We start from the raw sequence: 20,058 nt of genomic DNA on the forward strand, positions 1-20,058 counted from the left end.
TAATAATTTATATACCGATTATAACACATTTTTCTCACAATTACAATAGTATTATACATATTTTTAGCGGCTTATTATTTGACAGCCACAGGTGATTATGATATAATCATATACATAAAATCGTAACAATCATAAAATAACAGTTTGTTGATAAAGGTGCAAACAAGTGGGACGTCGAGGACGCCGTCCCCTACATATGTGCTTAAATACGCAATTTAATGTAGGGGCGACCTGTGGTCGCCCGTTGGTTTGCAGTTTGTTGACAGTCTGTCATTATAATGTAAATATAATAATATAGAGGTAATCAAAAATGGAACAAAATACAAAAAGTCTTATCAGACGGACTGCCAATGTCAATTCGCTGATGATAATAATTTTCTATGTGCTGGATATCCTGCTTATCCGTGTGGGCGGCTGGATAGTCGGCAAGGTGGCTGCTGATTCGAAATATCTTTACGATATCTCCGAGCTTGTGAGCTACTGCATACAGTATCTGATAGTCGTGCCTATCGTGCTGATAATTTTCAAACTTATCAGCGGCAACAAAGAGGGGCTGAAGATCTTAGCAAGCTTCCGCAAACCTGCTATGCCTACCAAATGGATAGCTCGGTGGATAGTCATTTCTATCGGACTTATCTATGCCGCAAATTACATCAACTCATTCTTCTTTGCTTTTGTACAGTCCGCTTCCGACACCGAACTCAACGGCGTGGACTTCACTTCCAGCGGAACCCTTCTCGGCGCTATAACGAGCTTTCTTGCAATGTCTGTGCTTGCGCCGTTTTTTGAAGAGCTTATGTTCCGTGGAACATTGTACCGCAACACAGAAAAGGTGGGTCAATGGACAGGCGTTGTGATGATCGGCTTGACATTCGGTCTTTGGCACGGCAGCTATCAGCAAATACTTTACGCCGCAGTTATGGGCGCTTGCGCCTGCTTCCTTGTGGCGAAAACGGGCTCTATCATACCTTCGCTGATACTGCACGTTTCGCTTAACACTATCGGTGCGGTGCAGAGCATTGCCCTTGGTCAGATAGACCTTGACGCTTTGCAGGACGCACTAACTAAGCAGGATATGGCGTACATCTCCGCCCATTCAACTCCCCTGCTCATTGTGATAACAATGGCGCTGCTTGTGTTTGCTCTGATGATAACAGGACTTGTGTTCTTTTTCCGTGAGATAAAATTCCACCGTGAAAGCTTCACCCTTATCAATTTCTGCCCAGATGTTCCGCAGGGCAAAAAGTTTCTTATCTACCTTACCTCGCCTGTTACGCTTCTCTGCTTTGCAGGACTTATCATCATCACCATAAGGGTGGCTTTGGGACTTGGTATCGTTTGATAAAACTTGACGATACATCATCAACAAACAATGGGACGTCGAGGACGCCGTCCCCTACATACACTTTCCACAATTTCATACACAAAAATATCCGACCAGCCATAAAAAGCCGATCGGATATTTTTTTATTGGTGATGAAAGAAGAAAGCAGGCCGCACGGATAAAGCGGTGATAGTGCGGCTTTGCTTTTGGTGAATTAGCCCTTGTAGTTTGCGATCTTCTGATTGAGTTCCTTGATCTCGGAGTCAACAGTTGCGGAATACTTCTCACGAACCTGAGTCCAAGTAGACTGTCCGCCTTCCTCGTTTACGCTGGAGGCTTCGCCGTAAAGTGCGTCAACAAGGCATTGATTGCCGTCGAACTGCTTTCTGTCGCCCAAAGCTGAGGATACGCCGTAAGCATAGTCGAAGAGCATCAGATAATCGTCAGAAACAACGTCCATCTTTGTGTTGTACATCTCGTCTGTCCAGTTAGGATTGTTCTCCATAAACTTATCCTTGTTTGTCTGCTCGTACTTAGGATCAGTCTTGGAAGCTCTTACGCACTCGAACCAGCACTTAACAGCTTCTTTTCTTGTTGAGCCCTTTACCCACATAAACGCTGTCATATCAGATGTTGTGATCTTCTGCTGATTGTCGTCATACTGAGGGATAGGAACAACGCCCCAGTTCTCGCCCTCCTTTGGTGACTGGTTGCCAGTATAAGCCCACTCGCCCATTGCATAGAACAGGCAGTTCTGATTGAAGCAGTCTCTTGCAGAACCTACCCAGCCATTGAGCACAAGGCCGTCCTTCATAAGATTGTAAAGGAAGTCCTGTCCCTTTTCGATATCAGGATCGTTCAGATTGCTTGAGAACTCGTTCTTGTCAGCGTCATAATTTACAAGCTTCTTGCCTGTCTGCTGGATAACGTGTGCTCTAAAGAAGCCGTTTACACCGTAACGCTCTGTATCAGCAGGTGCGTTGCCAACATATGATGACATCATATCTTCCCAAGCGCTCCAAGTCCACTCGTTGTTTGCATAAAGCTCATATGGATCTTCAAGGCCTTCTGCGTCGATGATATCCTTATCATAGCAGAGCATTGCGGAAGCTGTATAACCAAGAGGTGCAACATAGTGCTTGCCGCCTAGCATAAACTGATCGGCTGTTTCCTTTGTTGCAGACCAAAGCGGATCGTCAAAGTTTACGATATCGTCAACAGGCTGGTACATATCCTTTACCACCTGTGATGGGAATGCGAGCCACTCGTATTTGAAGATATCAGGGATATCCTTATTAGCTGTTATAGCTGCTGCAAGGTTGTCAAATCTGTCCTCGTTAGAGGTCTGCTGGAATCTGATCTTGCCGCCCTTGCTCTCGAAAAGCTGAAGCTCTGTGCTCTTCTCAGGGTTGCCCTTTGTAGGGTTAAGGTCGCCCTCGCCGAGGTAAAGGATCTCTTTCTCAGCACCGTCCGGGATAGCCTCGATAGACTCAGTATCCGCTACCTTTACGTTTTCTGTTGCAGAGAAATCGTCCTCAGCCTTGCTTGATGAAGACGAAGTGCTTCCGCAGCCTGCGATGCCCAGAGCCATTGAGAGAGCCATTGCGCCTGCAATATACTTTTTGTAGTTCATATGTATTTCCTCCTGATACAAAATTACAAAGCCATTCATTTTGTCGGAATGACTTAAAATTTTAGCATTAACTTTCGTCGATCACATTGAAAACGTTCACATTTTCAAGTTCATTACCATTATACAACATATATGAAGCTGTTGTCAACTAACACTTTAACACAATCTCATCACATTTTATTGTACACTTTGCACAATCATATTCAAAACACACGCAAAAAGGCGGCATTGGGCAGATTTATTATGTGATGTTCAAATATTAAATTATGAGATTTTTGCCGTCAAAAAGAAAAAGCTTCGCAGGGAAAGGCCTCTGCGAAGCTGAAATGATATTAGGACTATGCCGTAAGGGACAGGGTGACGCCCCTATGCGGCATTAAACTGATAAGGGGATAGTATCAATTTAGTATGTCTTTATGCGTTTATTATAGCACATTCTAAGCCTAGTGTCAACATATGTGTTCATAATCTAACTCCAATTTGCTTATAATCATAATTGGAGGATTTATAACTATACTCGACCCTAAGATAGTAGGAAACGTTATACGGCATTTCCGTGAGAGCAAAGGGCTTTCGCAGGAAGTCGTAAGCGGCTTTGCCGATATTGGCAGGACGTACCTCAGCGCCATTGAACGTGGCGAACGCAAGCCCACTCTTGAAACTTTTTACAGGATAGCCGAAGCTATGCGCATTCGCCCCAGCGTTATTCTTGCGGAGATCGAAAAAAGATCAAAGCTGGATTTGTAAGAAAAATCAGCAGATACGCCCTTTGCGGCGTATTATTTGTGCAGTTCGTTAAAATTTTAAAATGTAATCGTTTGATGTTTTTGGCGGTACTTGTAATTCATTTCAGATTATAGTATACTTGTTTGTGTGGTTTTCACTACTAAAGTATAATATATCTTGAAAGGATCATCGGAATGACTGAATTTGAAAGAAACAAAGCCAAGGTGATCGCTGATTATGAAGCGCTCATCAACAGAAAAAACGTTGTATCCGAAAGCTACAACGGCATTTACGACAGATATGTGAACCCTGTTCTGACTGCGGCACACGCACCTGTTATCTGGAAATACGATATGAACCCCGAGACCAACCCACACTTTATGGAAAGGCTCGGCATAAACGCTGTTCTCAATTCGGGCGCTATCTATCTCAACGGCAAGTATTATCTTGTTGCAAGAGTTGAGGGCAACGACAGAAAGTCTTTCTTTGCGGTTGCAGAGAGCGACCGCCCTGTTGACGGCTTCCGTTTCTGGGACTTCCCTGTTCAGCTTCCCGATACAGAGCCCGAAGAGACTAACGTATATGATATGAGACTTACTCAGCACGAGGACGGCTGGATATACGGCGTTTTCTGTTCTGAGAGCAAGGACAAGACTTCAAACGATCTTTCTGCCGCAACTGCGCAGGCAGGTATCGTTAGAACAAAGGACCTCAAGACCTGGGAAAGACTTCCTAACCTCAAGTCAAAGTCGCCACAGCAGAGAAATGTTGTGCTCCACCCAGAGTTCGTTGACGGCAAGTACGCATTCTACACACGTCCACAGGATGACTTTATCGAGACAGGTTCAGGCGGAGGAGTTTGCTTCGGTCTTTGCGAAGATATCACAAACCCTGTTATCTGCACAGACGAAGTGGTTATCTCGCCAAGACAGTATCACACTATCACAGAGGTAAAAAACGGCGCAGGCGCAGTTCCGATCAAGACCCCTAAGGGCTGGATACACATTGCTCACGGCGTAAGAAACACAGCCGCTGGCCTCAGATATGTAATTTATGTATTCGCAACAGCACTTGACGATCCTTCAAAGCTTATCGCTTCACCATCGGGACTGTTCATTGCACCGCACGGCAGCGAAAGAGTTGGCGACGTTTCAAACGTTGCGTTCACAAACGGCGCTATCGTTCGTGAAAACGGCGATGTTTACATTTACTACGCTTCATCTGACACAAGACTTCACGTTGCTTCAACAACGATCGACAAGCTTATGGATTACACATTCAACACACCTTCTGATCCGCTGCGTTCAGTTGACTGCGTAAAGCAGAGATGTGAGCTCATCAAGAAGAACCTTGAATTTCTCGGAAAGTAATTCTTTCTGAATACATACCATACAAAAAAAGAGACGGCATTTAGTCGTCTCTTTTTTATTGAGCAAAAACGGGCGACAAATTGCCGCCCGAACATAATTATTCAAACAAGCGAACGAGAGTTCAAGCGACCAAAGGTTGCAACAAAGATATCATCGCCAGCGGCGATACCTTCATTCTTCATTCCTCACTCCTCATTCCTCACTTAAACGCCTACTTATTAGAAAGCTCGGAAATAATTTTGATGAACGAGTCAACGTCATTGAAGTCCTTGTAAACGGACGCAAAACGAACGTATGCAACATGATCGAGCTTCTTCAAACCCTTGAGCACCATATCGCCGATCTCGCTTGTGGTTGTCTCGGTCTGCATTTTGTTTGCAAAGGTGTTCTCAACATCGTCAACTAAGCCCTTGATATCCTCAACGCTGACAGGGCGCTTCTTGATAGCGTTCTGAATTCCCTTCATAAGCTTTTGCCTGTCGAATGGCTCGAAGGAACCGTCACGCTTGTAGACCATAAGCTGTGGCTTCTCGATCACCTCATAGGTGGTGAAACGCTTTCCGCACTTCGGGCATTCACGGCGTCTGCGCTTCTTGCCCTCGCTGGGACGTGAGTCTATTACTCGTGTATCTTCATAATTGCAAAAAGGACATCTCATCGTTTATCTACACTCCTTATCAGAGACTTTTCAGCATATGTTGTACTTTTATTGTACTTTTATTAATTAATTATACCACAGCTTGTAGACAATTGCAAGAGATTTAACAAAATTTTATACTTACAAACGCAATTCAGCGCAAAAAAACGGGCGATCTAAATTGTTGTGAACAATGTCGACAACAATTTTTCGCCCGTTCAAAAATCTCTTTTGCAGACTGCGACTTGCGCAGCCTATGTATAAAGATATGTCAGATATTACAGCTTAACGATCTCGCCATACTGCTCTCTGCCAGCGCCAACAGCATTTGACTCATCTGTGTCGATGTGCATAGCAAGAGCGAACTTGTCGCTTACTCTGATAACTGTGTCGCAAAGGATAGCAGTTCTTTCAGCGGACTCGATCTTTACAGCAACGATGTCCTTATCCTTTACGCCGAATGTTTCAGCGTCAGCAGGTGTCATATGAATGTGTCTCTTTGCAACGATAACGCCCTCGGAACATTCAACTTCACCGCAAGGGCCAACAAGCTTGCAAGCGCCTGAACCGGCTGTGTCGCCAGACTCTCTGATAGGAGCAGCAACGCCGATAGAACGTGCGTCGGTAGCTGAAAGCTCGATCTGATCTGCCTTTCTTACAGGGCCGAGAATGGAAACATTAGCAAGCTCTCTCTTAGGGCCTACAACTGTAACTCTCTCCTCGCAAGCAAACTGACCAGGCTGAGAAAGATCCTTCTTCTTTGTAAGAGTTGCGCCCTTGCCGAAGAGTATCTCAAGAGTTTCCTGTGTAACGTGAACGTGACGTGCAGATGTTTCAACTATAAATTTTGGCATAATAAAACATTCCTTTCAAATAAACTATCTACCCTTATATTTTACTACTATTTTCGCCTCAGGTCAAGGGCAAATTTAATTAAGGTGAACATTTTTAGTTTATATGCCATTTGTTTTTACTTTCATTTAATATTTTCTTACATACAAAAAGGGCAGCAAAATTGCCGCCCTTGGTAGTATTAAAATTAAAGCTGTGTATCAACAAAGATAGTGTAGATAGCTCTCATAGCTGCTTCAAAGTCTGCCTCGTTCACGCCGATGATGATGTTGAGCTCGCTTGAACCCTGGTCGATCATCTTTACGTTAACGTGTGCGTGTGCAAGTGCTGAGAAAATCCTGCCTGCTGTACCTCTGTTTGACTTCATCGCACGGCCAACAACGGCGATAAGCGCAAGGTCTGTCTCGATATCAATTGTATCAGGGTGACAGTTTCTATGAAGACCTGACATGATCTCCTGCTCCTTTGGAGCAAACTCAGCCTGATGAACGACGATAGACATCGTGTCGATACCCGAAGGCATATGCTCAAAGCAGATACCGTTCTTCTCGAACACCTCGAGAACTCTTCTGCCGAAACCGATCTCTGCGTTCATCATATCCTTTTCGATGTTGACAACTGTAAAGCCCTTCTTGCCAGCGATACCTGTGATTGTGAACGGAGGCTTCTGTGAAGTTGACTCAACGATCATTGTACCAACGTCCTCAGGCTTGTTTGTGTTCTTGATGTTGATAGGGATACCTGCTTTTCTTACAGGGAAAATTGCGTCCTCGTGAAGAACAGTTGCGCCCATATATGAAAGCTCTCTGAGCTCCTTGTATGTGATAGTTGTGATAGGCTGAGGATCGTCGATTATTCTAGGATCGCAGATAAGGAAGCCGGAAACGTCCGTCCAGTTCTCGTAAATGTCAGCATTTACAGCAGCCGCAACGATAGAACCTGTTACGTCAGAACCGCCTCTTGAGAAAGTCTTGATAGTGTCGTTAGGCATTGAGCCATAGAAACCCGGAACGACAGCGTTATCGAGTGAAGCAAGTCTCTGTGGGAGAACTTCGTTCGTCTTTGCGGCGTCAAACTGACCCTGCTCGTTGAAATAGATAACGTCAGCGGCGTCAACGAAATTGTATCCGAGATATGCAGCCAGCACGATGCCGTTAAGATACTCGCCACGGGAAGCCGCATAGTCACGGCCTGCCTTACCGATAAAGCAAGCTCTGATAGTCTCGAACTCCTTCTCAAGTGAAAGATCAAGACCGAGATCGTTGATTATTCCGTAATATCTTTCCTTTATTGCAGCAAATTCTTTCTCAAAATCCTTGCCCTTTGCTGCCAGATCATAGCAGCCGTAAAGCATATCTGTGACCTTTGTGTCAGCTGAAAATCTCTTTCCCGGTGCGGAAGGAACGACAAATCTTCTTGAAGATTCAGCCGTGATGATCTCCTTGACCTTCTTGAACTGCTCTGCACTTGCGAGAGAGCTTCCGCCGAATTTTACAACCTTAGTCATTACACAAACCCCTTATAAACTATAATATTGAGACCCGAAAGCCTCTTGTCAGCGTACTTTTCGCCTGCGCTGACGGTACAATAAATAGTATACAGAATTTATGTAATTAAGTCAATGTATAAAAGAACTAAATTTCAGTCATTTTTTTATGTTTGTTTGTGGAATACGCTTGTATTTGTATGGCGTACAACTACAAGCAGCCGTGTTTATGGACGGGGAACTGTTTTTCCAACCATTTATCGTGTCTGCGGCTGAGAAAGCCCAGCTTTTCCTCGGCAAAATAAGCCGTTATAATGGCAAGCAGATTACGTACAAAGCCGCTAGGCGGTCCTTGTGCTGTGTTGCCTAATATGACCATATCGTTTCCGTTCATTCTGAACGCCTCCTGTCAGGTTTCTTTCGATATGGTCATTATACATTTTTATCTTAAATTTTAGCTAAGACAAGTTTGACAGCTTTGTGAAACTTGTCTCTTAGCAATTCAGCACTTATACGCCGACTGTCTCCAGCACTTTGGCGTTATATTTTTCAAGCACCTGCATAAACTCGCTTTCGGGAACGGGCTTTGAATAGTAATAGCCCTGTATGAAATCGCAGCCCATTGCAAGCAGTCTTTCAAGCTGATGCTTTTCCTCAACGCCCTCTGCAACTATCTGCATATTGAGCTTCTTTATCATCGCAACGGTGCTTTCAATGGCGATCTGCGCCTTTTCGCTCTTGAAGCCTGCCCACACGATCTCTTTTTCAAGCTTGATAAATCTAAATGGCAGATTGAGCAGGTATGTCATATTTGAATAGCCCGAGCCGTAATCATCAAGGGCAAATCGCACGCCGCAATCAGAAAGTGTTCTGATATTCTTTTCCATAATGTGCGGAGTATAAACGGCGGCGGTCTCAGTGACTTCAAGGCATATCTTTGAAGGGTCGACCTTGTATCTGTCCATTATGCCAAGAAGCTGCTCAACAAGATCAGACTGCATACATTGCACCACGGAAAGATTGACTTGAACATACTCGATACCAAGCTTTGTCGCCTCGCCCTTTTTGATAAAGCGGCAGGCCTCTTCAAAGACAAATTTGCCAATACGAAGTATCTTGCCGTTCTCCTCTGCGATAGGAATGAACTCATCGGGTGAAATGCAGCCCAGCTTGTCGTCAAAGAGCCTTACCAGCGCCTCGCAGGAGACTATCCTGCCCTTTTCGCCCGAATATATCGGCTGATAGAAAACCGCAAAGCCACGGTTTTCAAGGGCATTGTCGATAGCAAGTTCGACCTCGCTGCGCCTTTTCTGATCGTAGAAATTGATATTCGTCGTGTGAAGAAGCTTCTCAGATGGCTGTTTGATGTGCTTGAACTGCTCAACGTAGTCCATTATTATCTCAGCATTGTCTGCATCACCCGGGCAGTCGATACGCATAAAGCTTGCGGTAATGAAGGTATCCACCGTGCCTATCTGCCAGTTGGACTGGAGCTTTTCCCTTATCTCTCGGTACACTCTGCCGACGCTTTCGGAATCCTTTCTGAACACAAGGGCAAAGCACTCGTCCTCGAGATAATATCCATCGCCAAGGTTCACGAAAGTGTAAAGATAGTCAGAAAAGCTTCTCAGCAGCGAATTTGTGTAACGTCCGCCAAAGGTCTTCATAAGCATTCTAAAATCTGGTATTCTGATAAGCAGGATAGAATAGACCATTCCCGAGGCGGAATTGACAGCACAGTTGTTCATAAATGTGCTACGGTTGAGCATTTTTGTGCCCGAATCTATCATATCGTCCTGATTTTGCAGGGTGAACATTATGAGCATTATGCAAACGGAAGCCGAGAAGCACTCGATAAGCAGGCTGCGGTTTATGATCTGGATACACACCGCAAGGGTCGTCATCGAGCAGAATGCGATTATGGCCGTTACCACCTGTTTTGATATCATATTGCGGTTTGAAAGTGCAAAAAGTATACCGAACACAAGGTAATAGATCGCGATCACATAGCATACAGGCTGCAGAATGCCACGCTCATAAACGCCGTCGCTAGTCACATTGACGATGAATTTTGTCAGTGGCGATGTGATTATCAAAAGCAGATTGACGGTCTCGGGGATAAAAAGCACCGCTCTAAATCCCTTTGACATCGACTTTATCTTGTCTGTAAGATAAAGTATGTACATCACAAATACAAATGGTATCAGCGTATGTGTGACATAGTATGCGACGTGAAAAAATAGTTTCAGCCCAATGCCCCAGCTTGCGTTTGAATAGACCGTCAGCAGGTCGAACACAGCCGAACCGGCCGCCACGCCCAGCAACATTCCGAACACCTTATTACGGACGCAGGGTATGCGCTTTGTCATATAAAATATGACGCCCGTGATAAAATAAAGCACCAGCGAACATATATCATAATGTGTAATGTAATCCATACTAAACACCTATCTGTTTTCTTCATAACTTCTCTTCATATAACATCTAACTTTTTTGACAGATTCGTGAATATATCGAAAACGTTTTCTAAATGACGTTAAAATACTCCTATACCTGCCAACAATACCATAATATCACGCAAACAGGGGATTTACAACAGATTTAACAAATTGTTATCACTTTTTTGTTTGCTTGCATAACAACGTTATTGTTTTTTTGTCTATAATTAGCTATTTTAATTTTTTAGCCAAAGTTAATATATAAATAGGCTCTGAATATTGCAGATCATATAACACACACCACGAAATTTGCTGATATTTTTTACGCTATAACGCAAAAAAGCGACCCCGAAAACGAGGTCGCTCTTGACGTAATTTGATTACTTATTCTTTTTGTCCTTCTTTTCAAGCTTTGTCATACTCTTTGCGCAAATAGCCATAGTGGAAGCGTTGTGGAGCAGAGCTGACATTGACGGCGAAAGCACGCCGAATGCCCCTGACAAAAGCAGAGCTGAATTGAACAGAACGATAAAGCGGTAATTTCTGTTTATCCTCTCCATAAGCATTTCGCTGAGATATCTCATCTGAACAAGCTCGGTGAGGTCTGCGCCGTGGATAGTTATATCGGCGGTCTCCTTAGCGATGTCGGAAGCGTCGCTCATTGCAACGGAAACGTTGGCGGCTGCAAGAGCAGGAGCGTCGTTTATTCCGTCGCCCACCATTATCACCTTATGACCCTCTTCCTTGAGCTGTTCAACATAATGGTGCTTATCCTCTGGGAGCACCTGCGCTCTGAAATCGGGTATGCCAAGCTTTGCGGCTGTTATCTCGGCTGCTCTTGCGCTGTCGCCCGTGAGCATTACGATGTTTGTGATACCAGCCTTTTTGAGCATATCGACGGCTTCCTTGGCTTCGGCCCTCGGTGGGTCGCTTATGCAAAGCGCACCTGTGAGCTTATCTCCAACAGCAAGATAAACAACAGAGCAAGCCCCCGACTTCTCATCGATCTCTGCCTGCTGCGCCTCGGTTATCTCAATGCCCTCATCCTCGCAGACAAAATGCCTGCTGCCGATAACGGCTCTCTTTCCGTGAAGAGTTGTGGAAATTCCGTGGGCAACGATGTACTGTACCTCGGCGTGTTCCTCGGCGTGATTGATACCTCTGTCCGCCGCACCCTTTACGATAGCTCTTGCAACGCTGTGAGGGAAATGTTCCTCCAAGCAAGCGGCTATTTTCAGAGTGTCCTCCTCGGAATAATCGCCAAGTGCGATAACTCTTTCAAGGACAGGCTCGGCATTTGTGAGCGTGCCCGTTTTATCGAACACGATAGCGTCAGCCTGTGCGAACTCTTCGAGATACTTTCCGCCCTTGACTGTAATATCTCTGTCAGCGGCTTCCTTTATAGCGGAAATAACTGCGATCGGCGTTGAAAGCTTGATAGCGCAGGAATAATCCACCATAAGCACGGAGACAGCCTTTGTTACATTTCTTGTAAGAAGCAGCGTAAGCGCAAAACCTAAGAAGCTATAAGGCACGATAGAGTCTGCAAGACGCTCTGCCTTGCTCTGTATGCCTGCTTTAAGATTTTCCGAATTGTCGATAAGCTCGATTATCTTGCTTATCTTTGTGTCTGACGAAAGCTTGCGCACCTTGATGACGACAGAGCCTTCCTCTACGACTGTTCCTGCAAAAACTGACGAGCCTTCGGACTTCATCACCGCAAGTGGTTCGCCTGTCATTGAAGCTTCGTTGACATAAGCTTCGCCCTCTGTGATCTGTCCGTCAACAGGGATAACGCTGCCTGTGCGTACTCTTATGCAGTCGCCGACCTGGAGCTGTGACATAGGGATAAGAGTATCACACTCCTCCCCTGCCAGCCATACCTTATCGGCCTTGATAGAGAGGCTGTCAGTAAGAGCGGCTCTTGTTCTCGCTCTTGTATAATCTTCAAGAAGCGATGAAACTGAAAGCAGGAACATAACTGTACCTGCGGTATTGTAATTTTTCTGAGCAAGACAAGCACCGATAGACGCTCCGTCCAGCACTTCGACAGTAAGCTTGCCGTCAAACAGCGCACTTACGCCCTTTGCGATATACTTCAAGCCGTTATAGAAGATTATAGCCGAGCTTATTGGTGCAGGCAGGATAGCCTTTCTGATATATCTGTCAGCGATGAGCTTGACAAGGCTTGACTTGAAGTTTCTGTCTATCTCGCCCACGTTATACTGATTATCAGCGACAGGCTTTAGGGTCGTGACGTCGATACCATTGACGAGCTTCACGACGTCGCCCCTATGGCCGTCCTTATAGCACACAAGTATACCGCCGTTTTCAAAGTGAGCCTCGCAGGACTTTACATACTCCTGCTCCGATATTAGCTTATGCAGCGCACACTCCAGCTCCTTTGTGAAAACGTCAGCGCCGCAGCGAAAACGTATTCTGCCGGGCTTATCATAAACGATACTTGATCTCATTATTCCTCAGCTTCTTCTTCGCTGATACCGGCCTCTACCTTTGCGTCATAGCAGATGTCAGAAGCTTCGTCCTTCATATTTCTGAGGGCAGTCTGGGCGTCGCTCTTGAGCTTCATTCCCTTTGCAAGGCCTGTTACAGCAAGCTCTCTTGTTTTCTTAGCCTTTACGATCTTCTTGCCTACAACGAGGGCAGCAGCACCGCCGACAGCACACCAGAATTTTTCGTCCTTAAAACACTTTAACATAATGATTACCTCCTGTTTTGTCTTTGTTTTTTAGTTGATAAATTAGTAAAAACTAATTATTTCGGCATATATAGAAACTCTGCCAAAAGACGAGCCTTTTCGACAAGTCCTCTGACAGAATTCTTACCTTGGCTTTATTATAGCGCTAAATTATCAATTAGTCAAGTTTAACCTCGCAATTTAAAAATATTTTAAATTTTAAGAAAAACTTTCGCCCCAAGTTAACCAATCTAACTTTTTTAATTCGGGATTCGCTGTACTGCGGGTGTCGCACTTTGTAGCCCGAGGACGGGACAGACTGTAAACCGTACACAGCAGTAAACCGTACATAGTCGGTTTGTGCGGCTTAAATACAACATATTTGAATTGTCAAATGTAGGGGCGAACAGCGTTCGCCCGTTTGTGGTTCATCTTAATTGCTGAAAAATTATCATTTATATAAGATGTAGAAAACCAACTACTTGGTTCAGTCCCCCACTCTTTCCTATATACTATGACAAAGCCACGTCCAATGTCATCATAAGTGCAAAACCCAAGGCGAAAAGTATCGTGCCAACATTTGAGTGCGGCTCTTCGGACATTTCGGGGATAAGCTCCTCCACCACGACGTATATCATCGCACCTGCGGCAAAGCTCAGCAGATATGGCAGCACGGGGATTATCACCCCTGCGAGAAGTATGGTCAGCACGGCACCGATAGGCTCTACAATGCCCGAAAGCACGCCATAGACGAATGCCCTGCCCTTGCTCATTCCCTCCGACCTCAGCGGCAGAGAGATTATCGCTCCCTCGGGAAAGTTCTGTATCGCTATGCCGAGAGAAAGCGCCAGCGCTCCTGCGGCGCTTATTGCGGTGTTATCCGCCGCCCAGCCTGCGTACACAACGCCCACCGCCATTCCCTCTGGGATATTGTGGAGCGTCACCGCAAGGACGAGCATTGTTGTGCGCTTTAAGTCGCTCTTTGCGCCCTCGGGTTCTGTGGCGTTCATATGCAGATGAGGGATAATCCTATCCAGCACGAGCAGGAAAAACACGCCCAGCAAAAAGCCCACCACCGCAGGGATAAACCGCAGTCTGCCCATACTTTCCGACTGCTCCATTGACGGTATAAGCAAGCTCCACACACCAGCCGCCACCATTACGCCTGCGGCAAAGCCTGTCAGCGCACGCTGGACGAGGTAGTGGAGATTTTTCTTCATAAACAGCACACAAGCCGCTCCCAGCGATGTTCCCAGAAACGGTATCAGTATGCCTTTTATAATCGTTGCGTTCATATCAGCCCTGCGCCTTTATATGCGCCTTGAGGGCGGAAAAGCTCTCGTCGGAAATAACGTGCTCTATCTTGCAGGCGTCCTGCTCGGAGACCTTTTCGTCAACGCCCAAGCTTTTGAGCCATTCGGTGAGCACAAGGTGCTTTTCGTATATTTTTTCCGCAACGTATCTGCCGTCCTCGGTGAGGGTGATGAAGCCGTTTTCGTCCATTTTGATAAAGCTTCCCTTTATGAGCACCTTCATTGCGTTTGATACGCTGGGCTTTGTTACCCCCAGCTCTCTTGCGATATCAACGCTTCTTACCTCGCCGTGACGATTGAAAAGCACGAGTATGGCCTCAAGATAATCCTCGCCCGATGTGTGAATGTTCCCCATTGTTTTCTCCTTTCAAAGTTCAAAGTGTTTTGTCAGTTTGTTATGCTGTTAAGCTATCCTATGAAGCCTTTTCTTGGCAGTCACTTTTATCAGCCTCAACCTGAGTGACCCAGATAGTTTTTACTCCGAACACAAAGTATATGACGTGGCAGACCCAAACAATCGCCAGTATCGCCCTTGCAAGAGCAAGCCTCTGCTTCTGTCCGCCTGAAAGGTTTGAAGCGTTTTCCGCAAGCCTTGTGTCAAGCCCCTTTTCGCTTTTAAGAAAGCTTGAAAGCTTCGCCTTGTCGAGAGCTGCCCAAAGCTCCTCGTCCTCTGCGTCGGGCTTTGCCATAAGAAGATTCTCTCTAACAGTTCCCTTGAACAGCGTGCTGTTGTGGGAAACATATGTGATATTTCTCATTATGCTCTCTTCCGAAATCTCCGAAAGCTCGGTATCGCCTATCTTTACAGAGCCTTTATAGCCCTTGTTCCTGCCCATTATAACAGCCGCAACGGTTGACTTTCCGCAGCCAGATTCACCGCATATTGCTGTCAGCGTACCCATTGGAAATTCAAGTCCAACGCCGTGAAGTATCTCTCTGTCCTCAGTATATGAAAAGCTGAGATCAGTACACTTTATTGTACAGTTGCCCTCATCAATGGTCTGAGACTTTCTCTCGGGTTCGGGAAGATCGAGGATAGCGAACATCTTGTCGCTTGCCGCCATTCCGTTCATCGCAACGTGGAAAAAGCTTCCCAGCCTTCTCATAGGGATAAAGAAATCCGCCGAAAGCATTATTATGGCAAAACATCCTGCAAAGTCCACAAGGCCTTTTTGATACTGCCCTGCCGCAAGGATAACGCCCAGCGCTGCGCCGCCGTATGCGATAAGATCCATAATGGTGACGGAATTGAGCTGCATTGTCAGCACTTTCATCGTTATCTTTCTGAACTTTTCCGCCTCGCTGTTCATCTGCTGATTTTTGTATTCGTCAGCCTGATAGATCTTCAGCGTCGTGAGCCCCTGCAAATTCTCGAGAAACGTGTCCCCAAGCTTTGTGTACTGTCCCCAATATTTGTTAAGAAGCTTTTTCGCAAGCTTTTGCACCGCAACGATAGCCGCAGGGATAAGGGGCACGCAGATAAGCAGCACTATCGCCGACTTAAAGCTTATAAATGAAAGTATCACAAACAGCGTGATAGGTGCGATCATCGCATAGAAAAACTGCGGCAGATATTGACCGAAATATGTTTCAAGCTGGTCAACGCCCTCAACGGAGACCTGCACGACTTCCGATGTTGACACCTGCTCACGGTATGCGCTTCCAAGGCGCAAAAGCTTTGTGAATATCATCTCACGGAGCTTCTTTTTCACCGATTTTGAGGCGAGAAAGCTGAATTTTTCCTGCAAAAAGGAACAGACAAAGCGTATTATGAGGGCTGCCGCAGCCGCCGTCACCGCAAGTGCGATATCGCTGCTTTGCACCTGCTTGTCGATAAGCTTTTGCAGCAGACTGCCCATTACAAATATCATCACAACGTTTGAGATCATTCCTATCCATTGGACGACCACGTTGCCTGCAATATATTTTTTGCTGTCGCCAAGCTCGGCGATAAGTCTCTTTTTAATCATTAATGATCTCCTATAATTTTATGATCTAAATTATCTGAATTATATCGGCAGCATGAAAGGCTTGCCGCACCCGAATAATTCGAGCCTGTGCCGCTGTTGAAAGCCGACATTAAGCCTGTGAACATTGCGTTCACCACCACGCCAAGAAAGTGAATACACCAGCAGGCAGGCTGCCACGCCGCCGATAAAAGCAAACAGCGGAGTAAAGAAATACAGCGTCGGGAAAAATGCCGTTATGATCACCGCCGTGAAACTTGCGCCCGAGCTTATGCCGATTATTCCGGGGTCGGCAAGGGGATTTTTCATTACCGCCTGCAAAAGCACGCCCGAAACCGCCATTGCTGCACCGCCGATCATTGCGATGAAAATTCTCGGAAATCGCAGATCGTATATCGTTGCGACGGTCTTGTTATACTTCACAAAAGTCCGTCAAAAAGCTCCTTCGGCGTAACTTTAAGGCAGCCCGTGTTCACCGATATGAGAAACAGCGCAAAGAGCAGCACCGCCATCAGAACATATGATATAATTACCTTTTTCTTACTTATCATCATTCATCACCATACAAAATAGGCTGCAATTCATCGAGCGCCTGTGGATAATCAAAGCCTGCGCTCATTCCGAAATATTCATAGGAAAGGTCGTAAACTTTGCCCTCCTGCACGGCTCTGAAATGCTTCCAGATATCGTTGGTTGCGAACTCTTCGTTGAACATATCCACAACTTCGTCAGGCAAAGCGTGTGCGCAGCGAACGATTATATCGGGGTCTTTGGTCTCCATATCCTCGGTGTTGGCGTTCAAAAATTCCTGTCCGCCGCCGTCGCCATATACATTTGTGCCGCCTGCAAGCTTCACAAGAGAGCCAACATAGCTGTTATCCGTCGCCACGATATAAGACCCAGGCAGACCCATAAGCACAAGCACCTTCGGGCTTTCCTTGCCCTCGTTCTTGATCTTGTAATCTTCCATAAAGCTGTTATATTTGTCAATGAGCTTCTGCGCCTGTTCCTGCCTGTCGAACATTTCACCAAGCTCTTCGATAGACTTGTACATACCCTCAACGCTTTTCAGATTGAGAAAAGCCGACTTTGTTTTGATAGCCGCATACTTCGGCTGCAAGTCGCTTTCAAGGCTCGAAGGGCTGAGTATCCAGTCAAGGTCAAGGGAAGCAAGTATCTCTGTGTCGGGGTTCATTGCCGTGCCGAGCTGAGTTGCGTCCTTGTATCTTTCGGGGGATAGTGCTGATAGATGATGTGCAAACGCCCACAAGGTCGATATCAAGCTTGTCGCAAATATCTGCCACCGCCGGTGAAGTCGCCGCAATTCTAAGCTCGTCGGCAGACTGAACGCTGCTTTCCGCCTTTGAATTCTCCTCGGGGTGCTGGTCAACGCAGCCGCAAAGCGCCGCTGTCATCATCACGGCGATAGTCACCGCTGCGATCTTTAAAGTTCTTACCTTCATCACGACTTACACCCTCCTCTTCTTCCAGACGATAAGTCCTGCGCCGCCTGCGCATACAACTACCACGCCTGAGATAACTATTGGCACAACAGGACTTTTGTCCTCGTTTTTGCCGTCATTGCCAGACTTTAAACTGCTGTCCGCCGCTGAGCTTTCGTTGTCTATCCTCGAGCCGTTTTCGTCATAAAGCTCAAGACCCTTTACGCTCTCGTCAGAAGCCTTAGCCGTTGTGGTGGTTGTGGTCTCCGCCAGCGATGATTCAAGCTCAGATGAGTCCTCGTCAGCTTTTTTAGTCGTAGTGGTTGTCGTAGTCTTTTTCGTGGTGGTGGTAGTCTGTGCGGTGGTCTGAGCAGGTGCCGTTGTCTGAACAGGCTGATCGCCGTTGTCGTCATAATTCTCTTTCATAAGGTCGGCGGAAACATCGTAAAAATCGCTGTAACCGTCCTTCTGCACCTTGAACTGCGGGTTCTCGATATTGTCCATAAGGCCAAGTCTTATGGTCGCAAACATATTTCCATCGGGATCGACCTCGATAAGAGACTCCGTCCTCAGCGCACCTCGGTCATTGACTGACCAAGCACCTCAGAGCCGTCTCCGCCGCTGTCCTCGATAACGCCCGTAACAGGGTGCCTGTAATGTGGGTGAGCATCCGCAAGATAAATGTTGTTGTCAAGCGCATTGGCTGTCAGCGCCGAAAAGCTTGCGGTGAGCATAAGCGCTGCGCTGCACACAAGTCCTGCGGCTTTTTTCAGCAAAGTTTTCAAAGCTATCCGTCCTTTCAAATATCCGCCGCCATAAGCTGCGAAATTGTTTCCTCATTTGATGCGTTAAAGTTAGATTAATCTAACTTTAACCTTTAAAATAACTGCACATTTTGCCATTTTTAAGGCTGTGCAGCGATAATTTTAGTTAGCATTTTCTAACCATATATTATTTTATCATACAAGAATAGGACTGTCAACAGCAAATTTAGTTGCACTATTGCTACAACTCTCTGAAATGTGCCGTAAACGCTGTTGTGTAGCCGTTTAGAAAAGTTACAATTTCGCAACTTCGTATCATAATTTCTACTTTTTGTACAAATCAACAACGAACAAAGCCGCCTTGATAGTGCAAAATCACGTCACTAAAAGGGTAAATATGGCTGTGCTCTCGGGCATATGTACCTCGCCCACAGAGCATTTCATCTTTAAGCATAGGCTTCCGTGGAGCACAACGCCCTGTCCATCGCCGATAGTCTTGAAGTTCAAACACTCAACAGGCAGGAAAAAGTCCTGACCGCCACGATATGCCTCAACAAAATCCGTGCCGTCAAAATATTTCAGCGAATTGATCTTGCCCTTCATCTCAAGGCCGTTGAGCCTTGAGCGCTCTTTCATCTCGCAGGCCTTCAAGCCGATCATACCCTTGCCGTCATAGACCGCCAGCTCGCAGGGGTGAACAAAGCCGCTGTTTGCCATTGAAACGTTGTTCTGCTTTTTCACCTTTTCACGATAGATTATAAATGGCAACAGATATCTGCCGTCATTGACCGCCTCGCAGAACTCTTCCCCTGTGAAATTTTTTATGCGGCTGAAATGCTCTTTGAGGAGAAAACGCTCCTCCATTGCCTTTATAACGTTGAAGGTCTCATCGCTGCAATGAAGCGCCAGCACGATAGCGTCACGCTCCGCAATTGCAGGGTCAACGCCCTCATAGATGAAATGGCGCTTTGCAAGGTCGAACTTTCTCGAATAGCGTGTTGCAAGCTTTTCGCCGTCGGGGGTCAGCACGGGATTTCGTATATTTGTCCTGTCCACAAGCCCGTCCTTTTCAAGCGCTGACATCGCCCTGCTTATCTCGTATTTTGGCAGACCGAATTTCTCGCACATTACCGTGCCGAAACGCTTTTCGGCTGGCAGCCTTAACAGGCACAACAGCATTTTGATCTTGAGGTCGCTGAGCTGTGGGTTCATTTTTATTCCTCCAATTGGTGTTTATGTTGAAGCTAACTTGGTTACGTTTAGCTAACCTCTGAAAATTATATCACAGCACGGTAATTTTGTCAAGGCGGATAGTTGCAAATATGCTGCAAACACTATCAGCGGAGGTGATTTAAGGCAACACCGCACAAGGATTGTGCGTAAGATGCGCAGTCAGATTTTTCGTCAG

The 20,058-nt window shown here is 46.0% G+C and carries 19 protein-coding genes and 1 pseudogene; 3 read left to right on the top strand and 17 right to left on the bottom strand.

Features of this window, described 5'->3' with window-relative positions:
* Positions 1-310 precede the first annotated feature (310 nt).
* Positions 311-1,342 carry a type II CAAX endopeptidase family protein gene (locus QZ371_RS09740; protein ID WP_295212009.1) on the top strand — a complete coding sequence of 344 codons (1,032 nt, stop codon included), beginning with the start codon at positions 311-313 and terminating at the stop codon, positions 1,340-1,342.
* A 196-nt stretch (positions 1,343-1,538) separates the two neighbouring features.
* Here the strand turns inward: QZ371_RS09740 and QZ371_RS09745 are convergent, their stop codons facing one another.
* Entirely contained in the window at positions 1,539-2,957 is a 1,419-nt protein-coding gene (locus QZ371_RS09745) for an extracellular solute-binding protein (RefSeq protein ID WP_295212010.1), read from the bottom strand.
* Between the two features lie 480 nt (positions 2,958-3,437).
* Here QZ371_RS09745 and QZ371_RS09750 point away from each other — a divergent pair, with 480 nt between their 5' ends.
* The gene (locus QZ371_RS09750; RefSeq protein ID WP_295212011.1) at positions 3,438-3,704 is read left to right on the top strand and encodes a helix-turn-helix transcriptional regulator; all 267 of its coding nucleotides are present in this window, start codon (positions 3,438-3,440) and stop codon (positions 3,702-3,704) included.
* 173 nt (positions 3,705-3,877) lie between these two features.
* A complete protein-coding gene (locus QZ371_RS09755) occupies positions 3,878-5,053 on the top strand; it encodes a glycosidase (protein WP_295212012.1) in 1,176 nt (391 codons plus the stop codon).
* 211 nt (positions 5,054-5,264) lie between these two features.
* On the opposite strand, the gene nrdR is transcribed toward QZ371_RS09755, so the two are convergent.
* From nrdR to QZ371_RS09830, 16 genes and pseudogenes are all read right to left on the bottom strand, one after another.
* Positions 5,265-5,711: a transcriptional regulator NrdR gene (nrdR, locus tag QZ371_RS09760; RefSeq protein ID WP_295212014.1), complete on the bottom strand. Its 447-nt coding sequence runs from the start codon at positions 5,709-5,711 to the stop codon at positions 5,265-5,267.
* Between the two features lie 257 nt (positions 5,712-5,968).
* Positions 5,969-6,544 carry a phosphate propanoyltransferase gene (locus QZ371_RS09765; RefSeq protein WP_243246394.1) on the bottom strand — a complete coding sequence of 192 codons (576 nt, stop codon included), beginning with the start codon at positions 6,542-6,544 and terminating at the stop codon, positions 5,969-5,971.
* 185 nt (positions 6,545-6,729) lie between these two features.
* Positions 6,730-8,049 carry an aspartate kinase gene (locus QZ371_RS09770; protein WP_295212015.1) on the bottom strand — a complete coding sequence of 440 codons (1,320 nt, stop codon included), beginning with the start codon at positions 8,047-8,049 and terminating at the stop codon, positions 6,730-6,732.
* Positions 8,050-8,239: 190 nt separating this feature from the next.
* Complete coding sequence (locus QZ371_RS09775; RefSeq protein ID WP_295212017.1) at positions 8,240-8,422, bottom strand: hypothetical protein; 183 nt, start codon at positions 8,420-8,422, stop codon at positions 8,240-8,242.
* Between the two features lie 115 nt (positions 8,423-8,537).
* A complete protein-coding gene (locus QZ371_RS09780) occupies positions 8,538-10,466 on the bottom strand; it encodes an EAL domain-containing protein (RefSeq protein WP_295212018.1) in 1,929 nt (642 codons plus the stop codon).
* Between the two features lie 380 nt (positions 10,467-10,846).
* Positions 10,847-12,940 carry a heavy metal translocating P-type ATPase gene (locus QZ371_RS09785; protein WP_295212019.1) on the bottom strand — a complete coding sequence of 698 codons (2,094 nt, stop codon included), beginning with the start codon at positions 12,938-12,940 and terminating at the stop codon, positions 10,847-10,849.
* Complete coding sequence (locus QZ371_RS09790) at positions 12,940-13,185, bottom strand: DUF1490 domain-containing protein (RefSeq protein ID WP_295212021.1); 246 nt, start codon at positions 13,183-13,185, stop codon at positions 12,940-12,942. Before QZ371_RS09790 ends, QZ371_RS09785 begins: the two co-directional genes overlap by 1 nt.
* A 491-nt stretch (positions 13,186-13,676) precedes the next feature.
* A complete protein-coding gene (locus tag QZ371_RS09795; protein ID WP_295212023.1) occupies positions 13,677-14,459 on the bottom strand; it encodes a ZIP family metal transporter in 783 nt (260 codons plus the stop codon).
* Between the two features lies 1 nt (position 14,460).
* Complete coding sequence (locus QZ371_RS09800) at positions 14,461-14,832, bottom strand: metal-dependent transcriptional regulator (protein ID WP_295212024.1); 372 nt, start codon at positions 14,830-14,832, stop codon at positions 14,461-14,463.
* A gap of 58 nt (positions 14,833-14,890) precedes the next feature.
* Complete coding sequence (locus tag QZ371_RS09805; RefSeq protein ID WP_295212025.1) at positions 14,891-16,447, bottom strand: ABC transporter transmembrane domain-containing protein; 1,557 nt, start codon at positions 16,445-16,447, stop codon at positions 14,891-14,893.
* A gap of 39 nt (positions 16,448-16,486) precedes the next feature.
* The gene (locus tag QZ371_RS09810; RefSeq protein ID WP_366558730.1) at positions 16,487-16,867 is read right to left on the bottom strand and encodes an iron chelate uptake ABC transporter family permease subunit; all 381 of its coding nucleotides are present in this window, start codon (positions 16,865-16,867) and stop codon (positions 16,487-16,489) included.
* Positions 16,864-16,998, bottom strand: coding sequence for a hypothetical protein (locus QZ371_RS11600; RefSeq protein ID WP_366558731.1), 135 nt, complete (start codon positions 16,996-16,998; stop codon positions 16,864-16,866). The genes QZ371_RS09810 and QZ371_RS11600 overlap by 4 nt, the downstream gene beginning before the upstream one ends.
* Positions 16,995-17,714, bottom strand: coding sequence for a heme ABC transporter substrate-binding protein IsdE (gene isdE, locus QZ371_RS09815; protein WP_366558732.1), 720 nt, complete (start codon positions 17,712-17,714; stop codon positions 16,995-16,997). Before isdE ends, QZ371_RS11600 begins: the two co-directional genes overlap by 4 nt.
* The gene (locus QZ371_RS11605; RefSeq protein ID WP_366558733.1) at positions 17,605-17,910 is read right to left on the bottom strand and encodes a hypothetical protein; all 306 of its coding nucleotides are present in this window, start codon (positions 17,908-17,910) and stop codon (positions 17,605-17,607) included. Before QZ371_RS11605 ends, isdE begins: the two co-directional genes overlap by 110 nt.
* A gap of 3 nt (positions 17,911-17,913) precedes the next feature.
* Positions 17,914-18,620, bottom strand: a pseudogene (locus tag QZ371_RS09820) (heme-binding Shp domain-containing protein).
* A 405-nt stretch (positions 18,621-19,025) separates the two neighbouring features.
* Positions 19,026-19,862, bottom strand: a complete 837-nt coding sequence (locus QZ371_RS09830; protein ID WP_295212028.1) for a hypothetical protein — start codon at positions 19,860-19,862, stop codon at positions 19,026-19,028.
* Between the last annotated feature and the right edge of the window lie 196 nt (positions 19,863-20,058).

The sequence above is a fragment of the Ruminococcus sp. genome (genome assembly GCF_019423705.1).
Lineage (GTDB): Bacteria > Bacillota > Clostridia > Oscillospirales > Ruminococcaceae > Hominimerdicola.